Raw genomic sequence first — 13,735 nt, forward strand, 5'->3', positions numbered from 1 at the left:
CAGCGATAAAAGTATAACCATTTATAAAATAGTTGGCTAGTTTTTTGGCGGACTTTTTTGTAAAGAAATGTAAAGATAAAACAATTCGACTTTATAGATAGGTTAATTTTATAATTAAAATAGGGTGTTAGCTTTATAGCTTATGAATTTTGTCGGAATAACTGATATTGGTGGTAACGTTTAATTTAAGAATTTTGAGCGTAACATCTTACAAATCACATGGCTACAAAATATAAACTACGGTACCCAACGCCCACGCTCGCTCTTAACCATCGGCATGATTTACTCAAATCATTATGATATTCGCCTTTTTTAAGCCTATTTGCTTTGCTCAGAAGTGCCAAATTGTTACTGATAAATTGGCATCCCTAACAAAGCACAAACTCGCCAAACAGTCCTATTTGGCGTGCTGCCCTCAGTCTATCAGCAAAGCACTCCGACACAGTTAAAAGATAGGTAAATTAACCTTGCCGTGTTGTGTGTTTTCTCTAAAATAGCTCAGGTAGACTATTGATTTTATTGAAGTTTTTTATTTTACTTAATTTAAGTAATTATTAGCTAATTTCTGTTTTTATTACAATGTTTTTGCTGTGTTTTTTGTGCCTTGCACACAACTAATAACTTTCGTTAGTTAACACACTATGAGATATAAATTTACTTTTATACTAAATAGATGTTTTATTGGAGCGGGAAACGAGGTTCGAACTCGCGACCCCGACCTTGGCAAGGTCGTGCTCTACCAACTGAGCTATTCCCGCATGAGAGTTGTTTGTTAGTGGTGCCCGGGGCGAGACTTGAACTCGCACGGCCAAAAAGGCCGAGGGATTTTAAATCCCTTGTGTCTACCGATTTCACCACCCGGGCTCAAAACTTATTACCAAAAGGTAATTGCGTTTCGAATGCTGTGCATTTTACCCATCTTAATTTTGCCGTCAACTAAAAATTAAAAATTATTGTTTAACTGCTCAATGTTTGTCACTTTTTATGGCTTTTATTAATCTTTCTATAAAAATTAAAGTTAAAGTTATGGTTTATTATCTTCCCATAACGTTATTGGTATTTTTAAAACTTAAATATGGCTTAAACACTGAAAGATGAACCGCAACCGCATGTTGTTGTTGCATTGGGATTATCAACCACAAAACGAGAGCCTTGTAAACCTTCTACATAATCGATAGTGCCGCCAACTAGATATTGTAAGCTCATGGGATCGATAACTAAAGATACACCATTTTTTTCAATAGCTAAGTCATCTTCGTTTACCTTTTCATCGAAAGTAAAACCATACTGAAATCCACTACAACCACCGCCTGTTATATACACCCTTAATTTTAGGTTTGGGTTCTCTTCTTCAGTGACTAATGATTTAACTTTGTTGGCTGCAGCATCAGTAAAGTTAATCGGTAAAGCATCGCTCATATTCTTCTCCTAATATATTGATCTTTGCATTATATACCTTTGCTAAATGAAAATACAAAATAGAAAACTTCTATTAAATAAATTTCTCATAGTTGGCTTGAATTTATTTTGATTTTATGAATAAATACAACAAATTTTTATAGAGAGATCATCTCAGTTATGCAAAACAATTTCAAATCAGAAAAACTTTATCATCAGGCTCAATCAGTTATGCCTGGTGGCGTTAATTCGCCTGTTCGCGCCTTTAATGGTGTTGGTGGCTCACCTTTATTTATTGAGCGTGCAAACGGTGCGTATATTTATGATGTGGACGAAAGAGCCTATATTGATTATGTCGGTTCTTGGGGGCCGATGATCCTTGGACACAATGACCCCGATGTAGCCAATGCGGTAATTAACGCTGTTCATAACGGTTTGAGTTATGGTGCACCAACCGAAATTGAAACCAAAGTTGCTAATTTGGTCACTCAATTAATGCCTTCAATTGAAATGGTGCGTATGGTAAATTCGGGAACTGAAGCAACCATGAGTGCCATCCGTGTTGCACGTGGTTTTACTGGACGTGATAAGATTATTAAATTTGAAGGCTGTTATCACGGTCATGCTGATTATTTGTTAGTTAAAGCGGGGTCTGGTGCCCTTACTTTTGGTCACCCAACTTCACCAGGTGTACCTGATGATTTTGTTAAGCATACATTAGTTTGTGATTATAATAATTTAGAATCGGTTAAAAAACAATTTGAGCAATATCCCGACCAAATTGCCGCCATCATTATTGAGCCAGTTGCGGGCAATATGAATTGCGTGCCAGCTCAAAAAGAGTTTCTGCACGGTTTACGAGCACTTTGCGATAAGTATGGTACGTTATTAATCATTGACGAAGTGATGACAGGCTTTCGAGTCGCACTGGGCGGAGCTCAAGATTATTATGATGTTGTGCCCGATTTAACTTGTTTAGGCAAAATTATTGGTGGAGGTATGCCTGTTGGAGCGTTTGGTGGTCGTGCAGATATTATGATGCAATTAGCACCAACTGGTCCAATATACCAAGCTGGAACGCTTTCAGGTAACCCCGTTGCAATGGCAGCGGGTTACACAACGTTAACCAAGTTAATGGAAGTTGGAATCTATCAAGAGTTAAAAGATAAAACCGCATCGCTTGCTGATGGTTTATTATCGGTAGCTAAAAAGCATAATGTGCCGTTAGTGTTGAATTATGTAGGAGGGATGTTTGGATTATTCTTTACAACTGCTTCTGAAGTAACCACTTATCAAGATGTGATGCAGTGTAATGTTGAATTATTTAAGAAATTCTATCATCATATGCTAAATGAAGGTGTTTATTTTGCACCGTCAGCTTTCGAAGCTGGTTTCATGTCACTTAAGCACACAGATAAAGAGATCAATCATACCATTGATGCAGCAAGTCGTTTTTTTAATAACTTAGTTTAGATGTATGGCACTTTTTATATTTCCAATTAAAAATTAAACTATTAAAATAGGTAATAATCATATGGTTAATCCACTTAAAGAAGGTGAAAAAGCACCTCAGTTTTCGTTGCCAGACCAAGATGGAGAGCTTGTAGGCTTAAATGACTTTAAAGGCAAACGTGTTTTAATTTATTTTTACCCAAAAGCGATGACACCTGGTTGCACTGTGCAAGCATGTAATTTGCGAGATTGTTCTGATGAGTTCAAAAAATATAATGTGGTGATCCTTGGTATAAGTACCGATAAACCTGAGAAGTTATCTCGATTTATCGAAAAAGAGCTGTTAAATTTTACGCTACTTTCTGACGAAAATCATGAAGTTGCTCAAGCATTTGGTACTTGGGGCGAAAAAGAGTTTATGGGAAAAACCTACGATGGGATTCACCGTATAAGCTTTTTAATTGGCAAAGACGGTAAAATCGAAAAAGTGTTTGATGATTTCAAAACCGCTAACCATCACGAAGTAGTTTTAGACTATCTTAAAAAACACAGCAAATAGTTCTGATTAAAAGCAGATTAACCATTAATCTGCTTTTACTTCGCTATTGATAGTATTTAATTCGTCTGATTTTGGCCATGCATTTATAATTGCTTTAACCAATGTAGCCAAAGGTATTGCAAAAAATATTCCCCAAAATCCCCATAAACCACCAAACACAATTACCGCTAAAATAATAACTAATGGATGTAAATTAAGTTTTTCAGAAAATAAGCAAGGTACCAATAAATTACCATCTAATGCTTGTATTAATACATAGAAAAACAATAAATAACCAAATTGTGCGCTTAATCCCCATTGAAATAGAGCAATTAATACAACCGGAATACTTGAAATAATAATACCAACGTAAGGCACTAATACAGATAATCCAACAAGCACTGCTAATAAAAGTCCATAATCTAAACCAAAATACCAAAAAGGAATATAGACACAAATGGATAAAATAATTATATGTAGTACATTGCCTACTATATAATTGGATATTTGCATATCCATTTCAGCAGCAACTTTGTTCAAAATTGTACGGTTCTTAGGCAAGATTTTTGAACAGTATCCCCATATTTTTGTTTTGTCCTTTAATAAAAAAAACATCATTATGGGCACTAATACCCCATTAATTGCAACAGATACTAGCCCTAATAAAGACACAATGGAAAATTGCAATAACGAATTACCAGTTTGCACAACTTTGTTGGTAATACCTTGGATGATCGAGTCGAATAAGCCAACATCAATTAGTTCAGGGTAGTGTTCAGGCAAGGTGGTTAAAAAGTTGTTTGCAAAATTTAGCATGTTTGGAATATTAGTGATTAAGCTAATGCTTTGTTGCCAAATTAATGGTAATAAAATCATAAATCCGACTAATACAATCATTAAAAAAAGCAGTAACACCATTACAACTGCCAGTGTTCTTGGTATGTTTTTTTTATGTAGATAGTTAACCGGTCTATCAAGTAAATAAGATAGTACAATCGCAATTAAAACCGGTAGAAGAATTTTATTGAAAAAATAGATAATAACAAATAAGCCAACAATAACAGCCATTAGCGAAACAACATGCGGATCGCTAAAGCGTTTTTTATACCATTCTATGAACATTTTTAACATTAAAATACTCCTATTTTGCTGACTTTTTAAGTAATAACTTTGTTTTGGTTATTTTTTTAAACCACCTAATATACCACGGGTGATCTGTTTACCGATTTGATTAACAACTTGCCTTGTTGCGCTTTTAGCTATTTTTTGGGTGATACCATCATGTTGTCCACCTCTTGGCCCCTTAGTACCAAAAAGTAGTGTGCTTAAAAAATTTAGCAATCCACCATTATTTTGTTTATTATTTTTATCATCGTCTCTTTTTATATCGCTACCATTGCTGTTTTGATCGGATTGGTTATTTAACGAAAATCCATTTTTCAGTATTTCATAAGCGGATTGTCGATCTATGGTTTGTGCGTATTTATTGTAAAAACATGATTGGCGAATAATAGTTAATTGATCTTCTGGCAACATAGGTCCCATTTTTGAACTCGGTGCAATAATATAACCACGTTCAACCATGTTTGGACTGCCTTTTTCATCTAGAAACGAGATAAGAGCTTCGCCAACGCCTAATTCCATTATTGCTTTTTCAGTATCAAAACTTGGATTGGCACGCATAGTTTGGGCAGCCACTTTTACAGCTTTTTGATCTTTTGGGGTAAATGCGCGTAAGGCATGTTGCACACGATTGCCTAATTGCCCTAAAACTGTATCAGGAATATCACTCGGATTCTGAGAAGAAAAATAAACCCCGACCCCTTTAGAGCGAATTAAACGCACCACTTGTTCTATTTTTTCTAATAATGCAGGCGAAATGTTATTAAAAAGTAAGTGAGCTTCGTCAAAAAAGAAGACAAGTTTCGGCTTATCAAGATCACCTACTTCTGGCAAATGCTCAAAAAGTTCTGACAATAACCACAATAAAAAGACTGAATATAATTTTGGCGAGTTATATAACTTTTCGGCCGATAAGATGTTAATTATACCGTAACCTTTAGGATTAACTTGCATTAAATCTTGAATGTTAAGCATTGGTTCACCAAGGAAAAATTCGGCACCTTGTTGTTCAAGAGTTAACAATCCACGTTGAATTGCGCCAATTGACGATAGCGAAATGTTTCCATATTGTGTGGTAAATTTTTTAGCGTTATCACCAACAAATTGAATTAATGCTCGAAGATCTTTAAAATCAATTAATAATAAATTGTTATCATCAGCAATTTTAAATACTAACTGTAAAACCCCTGCTTGAACGTTATTTAAATCGAGTAACTGACCAAGCAAAATAGGCCCTATATCTGACACAGTGCTACGAACGGGGATTCCTTTTTCAGCAAATACATCCCATAATTCAATGGGTGACGAGTCTGGTTGCCAATTATTAACTTCAATACTCGCTAAACGAGCTTGTAGTTTTTCAGTTAATTTGCCCTTTTCACCAATCCCAGTTAGGTCGCCTTTAACATCAGCAAGAAAGACAGGTACACCTATTTTTGAAAAACCTTCTGCCATTTTTTGTAATGTCACTGTTTTACCTGTACCAGTTGCGCCAGTAATTAAACCATGACGATTAGCTAATGCAGCAATAATTGATAAATCTTTACCATGACTTTTGGCAACTACAATCGACTCACTCATGGAATAACTCCCTTGTTGTTTTTTACTCTGCAATAAAAACAGTTTTGTTATAAAAATATATTTGGTTATTAAAACAATTTTTCTATTAAAACTACACATAATATTGTATTCTGAATTAGCAATAGCTGCTATTGTTATTATTCTAACTAGCCCATATAAGGAGGCACTATGTTTCCAGAATATCGAGAATTAATTTCCAAATTAAAAAATACCGATTTACGTTTTCAAAAATTATTCGACCAACATAATGAGCTCGACCAAAAAATTAAAAATATTGAATCTGGAATTATTGTCAATACCGCTGAAACGATAGAGGCATTAAAAAAACAGAAACTTAAAATTAAAGATGAAATTCATGAAATTCTAAAAAAAGCGTCTGAAATTATCTAAACTTTTAATTACCTACAACTTGTAATTATTTTAATTAATCGTTTTATTTCAAACTAATAAACAATTAAACAAAAACCCCAATAATTGGGGTTTTTTATTGTGTGTTAACTTAAAATCCTTGCGCTAACTATTTTATATTTAATGGCTTAATTTTGCTTGAGCTTTTTTTGTTTTCGGCTTTTAATTAGCATAATTAAATTTTTATGTGGTGTTTTCATAGATTATTTCCTTTGTTATTATTTTATATTTAACATTTTGATTTTTAGTGTTTTTTAAATAAATACTTCTTAAATTAGCTAAGCGATATTAGTATCACTTAGCTGTTATTAGTTAATTAAAACCATTGTCCAAAACGTTTGATATAGATACGTTTCATTAATTGTGCAACGCAGCAATAGCTAAATAGAGTTGCTAATAGCCATGGAAAGTATGACCACGGTAATGGTTGTAGTCCAATTAACCCACTTAGTGGAGAAAATGGAATATAAATACCAATCGCCATAACTAACAAAGTCATCACAATAACAGGAAATGCCGCCGTGCTTTGCACAAATGGAATTTTTTGTGTTCTTAGCATGTGCACAACCAAAGTTTGCGATAATAACCCTTCAATAAACCATCCTGAATGAAATAGTGATTGAGCTTCAACACTATTAGCACTAAATACAAACCACATTAATGCATAAGTTGTGATATCAAAAATAGACGATGTAGGCCCAATCCAAATCATAAAACGTCTAATATTTAACGCATTCCATTTACGTGGTTTTTGTAAAAATTCATTGTCCATTTTGTCCCATGGCAATGAGAGTTGTGAAATATCATACAATAAGTTTTGAATAAGTAAATGTATCGCTAGCATAGGTAAAAATGGTAGAAACGCACTAGCAACCAATACTGAAAAAATATTGCCAAAATTAGAACTTGCTGTCATGTTTAGATATTTCATGATATTGCCAAAGGTCTCTCGGCCACATATTACACCTTCTTCTAAAACCATTAGGCTTTTTTCAAGTAAAATAATATCAGCAGATTCTTTAGCGATGTCGGTTGCAGTATCGACCGAAATCCCTACATCTGCATCGCGAAGTGCTGGTGCATCGTTAATACCATCGCCTAAAAAACCAACTGTATGTCCATTATCTTGCAACAACCGAATAATTCGCGATTTTTGCAGCGGCGTTAATTTTGCAAAAATAGTGTGCTGTTCGATCTGTTTTTTTAGCTCGACATCATCCATTTTTTCAATTTCAGTGCCAAGTAATGGCGTGCCTGGTTCTAAACCAACTTCTCGGCAAACTTTAATGGTGATGATTTCGTTATCACCAGTTAAAACTTTAACGCCCACACCATGCTCATTCAATGCCGAAATAGCTTCAAATGCGCTTTCTTTTGGTGGATCTAAAAAAGTTAAAAAGCCACGAATGGCGAGCGCAGTTTCGTCCTGCACGGTGTATTGTGGTTTTGTTTCACTTGCCGGAATGTTTTTTACTCCAACGGCTAATACTCTAAAACCTTCTTTATTATATTCATGTGCTAATGCGATCAAAGCTTGTTTACGTTCATCGTTTAATGGTAAATATTCGTCATTTTCATAAACGTAACTGGCAATAGACAGCATTTCTTCAACTGCGCCTTTACAAATCATCAAATGGTTATCATCACCATTTTGTACCACCACCGATAAACGTCGGCGTACAAAATCAAATGGTAATTCATCAATTTTTTTGTATAAGCTAACACCAACCTTTTTCATGCTGGTCTTTTCTTCGGCAAAACGAATAATCGCTTTATCCATCAAGTTTTTCATGCCGCTTTGATAATAACTATTAAGCCATGCAAGTTCCAAAACAGATGAATCGACTTGACCTTTTATATCAAGGTGATGCTCTAAAATAATTTTATCTTGTGTTAATGTCCCCGTTTTGTCAGTACATAAAATATCCATCGCCCCAAAATTTTGGATTGCGTTAAGTCTTTTAACAACTACTTTACGTTTTGCCATACCAACAGCGCCTTTTGCTAGATTAGCGCTCACAATCATTGGTAACATTTCAGGCGTCAAGCCAACGGCCACGGCTAATGCAAAAAGTGCAGCATCGCCCCAATCATTTTTTGAAAAACCATTAATAAAAAATACAATTGGCACCATAATTAGCATAAAGCGAATAAGCAACCAGCTAACACTATTAACACCGCGATCAAACGAAGTTTCAGCACGAGATCCTACAATTGATTTTGCCAATGAGCCAAAATGAGTATCCCCTCCTGTTGCAACAACAATGGCTGTGGCGGTTCCACTAACAACGTTGGTTCCCATATAACAAATGTTATTAACATCAAGCAAATTATCTTTGTTGATGTTTGATGTTTCGATATTATCGGATGTTTTTTGTGTTACAGCACCTAATGTGTCGTACTTTTCAACAGGAATTGATTCGCCTGTTAATACGGCTTGGCTAACAAATAAATCCCGAGATTCAATCAATCGAATATCTGCTGGGATCATGTCTCCAGCCGACAAGTAAACAATATCCCCAGGAACAATTTCACTTAATGGAATTTCAATACGTTCTGGGCTCATATCTTTATGCGCACGTCTTAGCACCGTTGCTGTTGTGCGAATCATCGATTTTAACGCCTCAGCCGCTTTGTTCGATCTAAATTCCTGCCAAAAACGCAATAATCCACTCAGTGATACCATAGTTAGAATAATGATAATACTGGTTAAATCTGTCTCTTCACCATTTTGCAAAGGTAACCAAAAATCAGTCACAAAACTGACAATAGCTAACGCTAATAATACAAATATAAATGGATTATTAAACGCCATTAATAGTTGTACTAAAACTGATGGTACCTTTTCGCGTGCAACTTCATTTTTTCCATATGTTTCAATTCTCGACTTTGCACTTTCTTGTGTTAATCCTGAAAGGCTGGATTGAAATTTAGCTAAAATACTATCAAGACTGCTTTGAGCTTCGTTGATAGCTTTAATATCTACACTATTTTGTGCTTTAGTTTTTGATGTATTTTTTGTCATCATAAGTACCTATATTCATAATTTTGGCAAAAGTAGGCCAACTTATTGTTACTAAATAACAATAAATAATTAAATTTTGTGATTAACTAAAATTTAGTGCATATCAAAAGTAGCCTATAAAGCTATTTCTTATAGCTTGGGCTGAGCATTAAATTTGATTAGCAAACAGAATTAATTAAGAATTTAGATACAACTCGGTGGTTCTAAATGTTTTTCTGAAAGATGTAAAACACGCACCATTAAACTTTGCGCGCATTGGTGTTTTGAATTTGTGTGATAGCGTGTAAAAAAATACATATCGTTCACCGTTACCGTTTTATCAATTTCGGTTTGTGAACTGAAAAAATGGTTATTTAGACAGGTTCATTAACCGATAATGATGTGTTTAAATTTGTCTCCCCTAGTCTTGGGGTGACCCGATTGAGTGTCCATATTTCTCCTGTAAATTGAACTCTTCACTTTATATTTCAACTTCCCTTCACCCTCGTTTTTAACTTCCATAATAGCTAAAAAAGGAAGAAAAGCTCAAAAGGCGGGCTCTTTATACTCCTTTAAGGATTAGAAGTCAACCTATATCACGAAAAAATAAATACAGTTGTTGAAAAACGGCACTTATCGCCGTTTTCATCTTTACTTTATATAAAATTGATAACCCTATTATCTAATAGAATATACAATCGCTACCCTATTAACTAACGTAAATATTTTAAAGGGAACTATCTGAATTACTCAATAATAATCAGTCCAATTTGGTAATTATTTTGTGATTTCTTTTATCACATTTATTTAAGAAAAATGTACTCAAAACGGCTAACTTGGATAATATTATTAATATATGCTGATATTTGATCGAGTTATAAAAATAACAAAAAGAAAAAGCACTTAAAATTATTATTTAATTAGTATGGCTATATTAATAAACAGAATGAACAGTATTATTAAATTTCATCCTGTTTTTTATATAGATATTAACCTTAAATATTCAACCTTGCATTCTTTAACTGATTAACAAGATCTAACAGTGATAAATTAAGTTGATACATAAATTGTTGGTACGAAAACTCTTTTTTGCTAATTTCGTTTAATTGCAATTCCCAATGGGCGGTCATGTCTGGCATCGACATTATATCTGGTAGTGATAAAATCAGATTTTTACCCACCTCGGTTGAGCGAATTGCTTTGCCTTGACGAATTAAAAATTGACGTTTAAATAACAATTCAATAATACCTGCCCTTGTTGCTTCTGTACCTAAACCATCTGTTTCGCGTAGTATTTTTTTGATTTCGGGATCTTTAACAAATCTGGCAATCCCCGTCATCGCAGACAACAGTGTTGCGTCAGTAAATTGTCTTGGTGGCTGAGTTTCTTTGCTAACCAGTTCAGTATCAATGCATTGCACGGTTTCACCCTTTTTAACTAATTTAGTTAATAAACCATTACTTTCATTGTCATTCATATCGGTTGGGGATTGATGGTTTTTAGTTCTAAATAAAACTTTCCAACCTTCATCAAGCATTTGGTTAGCTTTAGAAATAAATTTTCCGCCTTGAATATCTACATCAATTTGCAATTCAGCATATTTATATGCTGGATAAAATTGAGCTAAATATTGCGTTGCCACAACTTGATAAACCGCCTTTTCGTTGTCAGTTAAGTTTTCCATTTTAGCTTTACGCAACGTTGGAATAATAGCGTGATGTGCTTCCACTTTTTTGTCATTCCAAGCTTTAGTGCGTAAAGTATAATCAGCATTATTAATTGCGGTTTGTAGTTCTGGACAATTATTTTCAATGGCAGACTTTACACCTGTAATTTGTTTTAAGTGTTCTTCTGGCAAAAAGCGACAGTCTGATCTTGGATAAGTAATTAATTTGTGTTTTTCATATAATGATTGGCAAATATCAAGCACATCTTGGGCACTTAGCCCATTTTTTTTAGCCATCTCAATTTGCAGTGCCGATAAATTAAATGGCATTGGTGGCGCAAGTTCTTTCTTTTTATTACTAACTTTATCAATTGTGCCCGATTGCTTATTAATACGCTGACAAACATTTTCGGCCAATTTTTTAACTAAAACACGTCCTTCTTCGTCCTGATAAGGCGAGCAAGCTTCGCTGGGTTGCCATTTAGCTTTAAATATTTCATTATCTTTGGTTTGTAGCACTGCAAAAACTTCATAAAATGGTTTAGGTACAAATTGCTCTATCTCTAAATCTCGCCTAACCACTAACCCTAAAATAGGGGTTTGTACTCGCCCAATTGATAAAACCCCCCGATAACCGTTTTTTTGACCAACAATGGTACAAAGACGACTCATATTAATTCCATATAGCCAATCGGCTCTAGCCCTTGCTAATGCCGAAGTTGATAAAGGAATAAAATCTTGATTGTTGCGTAATTGTTGCAATGATTTTTCAACAGCGCTGGCATTCAAATCACTAATTAAACAGCGTTGAATTGCTTTGCGCTTATCTGGCGATAATTGGCAATAATTTAAAATTTCATCAACTAGTAACTGCCCTTCCCTATCTGGGTCACCAGCATGTACTATTTGCTCTGCTGACTTAATCAAATCTACCAAAATATTAAATTGTTTTTCTGTATTGCCTTTAGGCATTAATATCCATTTTTCAGGCACTATGGGTAAATCATTAATCACCCATTTCTTATATCGAGGATCATAAACCTCTGGAGTGGCTTGCTCAAGGAGATGACCAATACACCAACTAACCACATCACCATTACTCGCTTTAATAAAACCATTACCTTTTTGAAGAGGTTTAGGTAATACGTCAGCGATAGCCCTTGCTAAGCTGGGCTTTTCGGCAATAAATAAACGATAAGATTGATTAGGTTGCATAAGAATAATTATTCATTAAAATTTCAAACAAGATAAGTTTGAATCAGTATTAATTTTATGGTTTTAAATAAAAAGTCAATTATATCCTTATACCCAACTTTATAAATATTCATAAATTTTTATCCATTTTTTAAAGATGCTTTATTACCACCATTTTTTGTATTTAAGCCAAATAACTGAAATAACACAAATAATAACAAGTAATAATATTAATCCAACAAAAGACCAACTTTCACTACTAAAAGGAATACCAGCTAAATTGACACCAAGCAAACTAGTTAAAAACGTAATGGGTGTAAAAATTATGGTAAAAAGTGACATTAAATAGATTCTTTTATTGGTTGACTCAGCCAAGAAGCTATTAATTTGTTCCATAATTGAAGCTATTCTTAATAAACAGCTATCAATATCAGATACATAATGATTTTGTTGATAGGAAATATCATGCAAGCGTTGGCGATCGTTATCGTCAATCCACGATATTCTTTCAGTCGAAATTTTTACAAAAATATCGCGTTGTGGTGATAACAATCGGCGTAAGACGATCAACTGTTTACGAACTCGACCAATTTCTTTATAAGAAAAGATACGTTGATTTAAAACAGATTCCTCTAACTTAATGATTTTATTGTGAACACTATCAAAAGATAAATTAACTTGATCACTAATTAAATCAGACATTTGAATCAACCAATCCGCCACATCTACAGGACCAATGCCCTTTTCTAGATGATCCTTTAATTCAGCAATAGCCGAAATTTGTTGATGTCGTGTTGAAATAATCATGTTATCAGTTATATAAAAACGAAAGGTAACAATAGGATCGGGAAGCTCATTGGGAACAAAATTAACACCTTTTAAAACCACTAAAACACCAGACTCAAAACGAATTTCCTTGGATATTTGCTTAGGTTTTAGCAATTCATTTTTAATCAAATCTGGAACTAGATTTGTATTATTTACCCAATTGATGGTTTCTTGTTTAGCAAAATCTAAATGAATCCAAAATGGTTGTGAAATTGAAGGTTTACTCTGTTCATTAAGTGGTAGCGCTTTGCCTTTACCATCTAACTGACAACAAAAAGCTGGTTTAGCTTCTAAAAGATGTGAAACAGAAATAGAACTTACACTATTTTGACTAGTCATTACCGATCTCATTTATTGTTTTTTCAAATTATATACCTAATTTAGCTTAAATTGGAGCCATCAACTAGCGTTTTATTATTTTATTTAAGGCATTAAAACCAATCCGTTAAGCTCATACTGACACAGATTAAACCTGACTAAAAACCTAAAACGGATCAAGCTGAACAAAGTGGACAATATCTGGAGCATAATACCTGAAAGTAT

Annotated in this window: 9 protein-coding genes and 2 tRNA genes; 3 read left to right on the forward strand and 8 right to left on the reverse strand. The window is 34.1% G+C overall.

Annotated elements, in window-relative coordinates; translation table 11 throughout:
- Positions 1-682: 682 nt before the first annotated feature.
- From ACGH6S_RS11315 to erpA, 3 genes are all read right to left on the reverse strand, one after another.
- A tRNA-Gly gene (locus tag ACGH6S_RS11315) sits at positions 683-758 on the reverse strand.
- Between the two features lie 18 nt (positions 759-776).
- A tRNA-Leu gene (locus tag ACGH6S_RS11320) sits at positions 777-864 on the reverse strand.
- A gap of 216 nt (positions 865-1,080) precedes the next feature.
- Positions 1,081-1,419, reverse strand: coding sequence for an iron-sulfur cluster insertion protein ErpA (gene erpA, locus ACGH6S_RS11325; RefSeq protein ID WP_034914816.1), 339 nt, complete (start codon positions 1,417-1,419; stop codon positions 1,081-1,083).
- Positions 1,420-1,578: 159 nt separating this feature from the next.
- Here erpA and hemL point away from each other — a divergent pair, with 159 nt between their 5' ends.
- Together hemL and bcp are read left to right on the forward strand one after the other, a co-directional pair.
- A complete protein-coding gene (gene hemL / locus ACGH6S_RS11330; RefSeq protein ID WP_411578673.1) occupies positions 1,579-2,871 on the forward strand; it encodes a glutamate-1-semialdehyde 2,1-aminomutase in 1,293 nt (430 codons plus the stop codon).
- A 61-nt stretch (positions 2,872-2,932) separates the two neighbouring features.
- Positions 2,933-3,409, forward strand: coding sequence for a thioredoxin-dependent thiol peroxidase (gene bcp, locus ACGH6S_RS11335; protein WP_065559949.1), 477 nt, complete (start codon positions 2,933-2,935; stop codon positions 3,407-3,409).
- A 24-nt stretch (positions 3,410-3,433) separates the two neighbouring features.
- Here bcp and ACGH6S_RS11340 read toward each other — a convergent pair whose 3' ends face one another.
- Positions 3,434-4,519 carry an AI-2E family transporter gene (locus tag ACGH6S_RS11340; protein ID WP_174798563.1) on the reverse strand — a complete coding sequence of 362 codons (1,086 nt, stop codon included), beginning with the start codon at positions 4,517-4,519 and terminating at the stop codon, positions 3,434-3,436.
- 48 nt (positions 4,520-4,567) lie between these two features.
- Entirely contained in the window at positions 4,568-6,091 is a 1,524-nt protein-coding gene (locus tag ACGH6S_RS11345; RefSeq protein ID WP_065589909.1) for a helicase HerA-like C-terminal domain-containing protein, read from the reverse strand.
- Between the two features lie 168 nt (positions 6,092-6,259).
- Here ACGH6S_RS11345 and ACGH6S_RS11350 point away from each other — a divergent pair, with 168 nt between their 5' ends.
- Entirely contained in the window at positions 6,260-6,481 is a 222-nt protein-coding gene (locus ACGH6S_RS11350) for a YdcH family protein (RefSeq protein WP_034914830.1), read from the forward strand.
- Positions 6,482-6,815: 334 nt separating this feature from the next.
- Here ACGH6S_RS11350 and mgtA read toward each other — a convergent pair whose 3' ends face one another.
- From mgtA to zntB, 3 genes are all read right to left on the reverse strand, one after another.
- The gene (gene mgtA / locus ACGH6S_RS11355; RefSeq protein ID WP_065589908.1) at positions 6,816-9,524 is read right to left on the reverse strand and encodes a magnesium-translocating P-type ATPase; all 2,709 of its coding nucleotides are present in this window, start codon (positions 9,522-9,524) and stop codon (positions 6,816-6,818) included.
- Between the two features lie 974 nt (positions 9,525-10,498).
- Positions 10,499-12,385, reverse strand: coding sequence for a DNA topoisomerase III (locus ACGH6S_RS11360; protein WP_411578674.1), 1,887 nt, complete (start codon positions 12,383-12,385; stop codon positions 10,499-10,501).
- A gap of 144 nt (positions 12,386-12,529) precedes the next feature.
- On the reverse strand, positions 12,530-13,531 hold the full coding sequence (gene zntB, locus ACGH6S_RS11365) for a zinc transporter ZntB (RefSeq protein ID WP_174798566.1): 1,002 nt from the start codon (positions 13,529-13,531) through the stop codon (positions 12,530-12,532).
- Between the last annotated feature and the right edge of the window lie 204 nt (positions 13,532-13,735).

It is taken from the genome of Gilliamella sp. BG3 (assembly GCF_046635605.1).
GTDB classification, from domain to species: Bacteria; Pseudomonadota; Gammaproteobacteria; order Enterobacterales; family Orbaceae; genus Gilliamella; species Gilliamella bombi.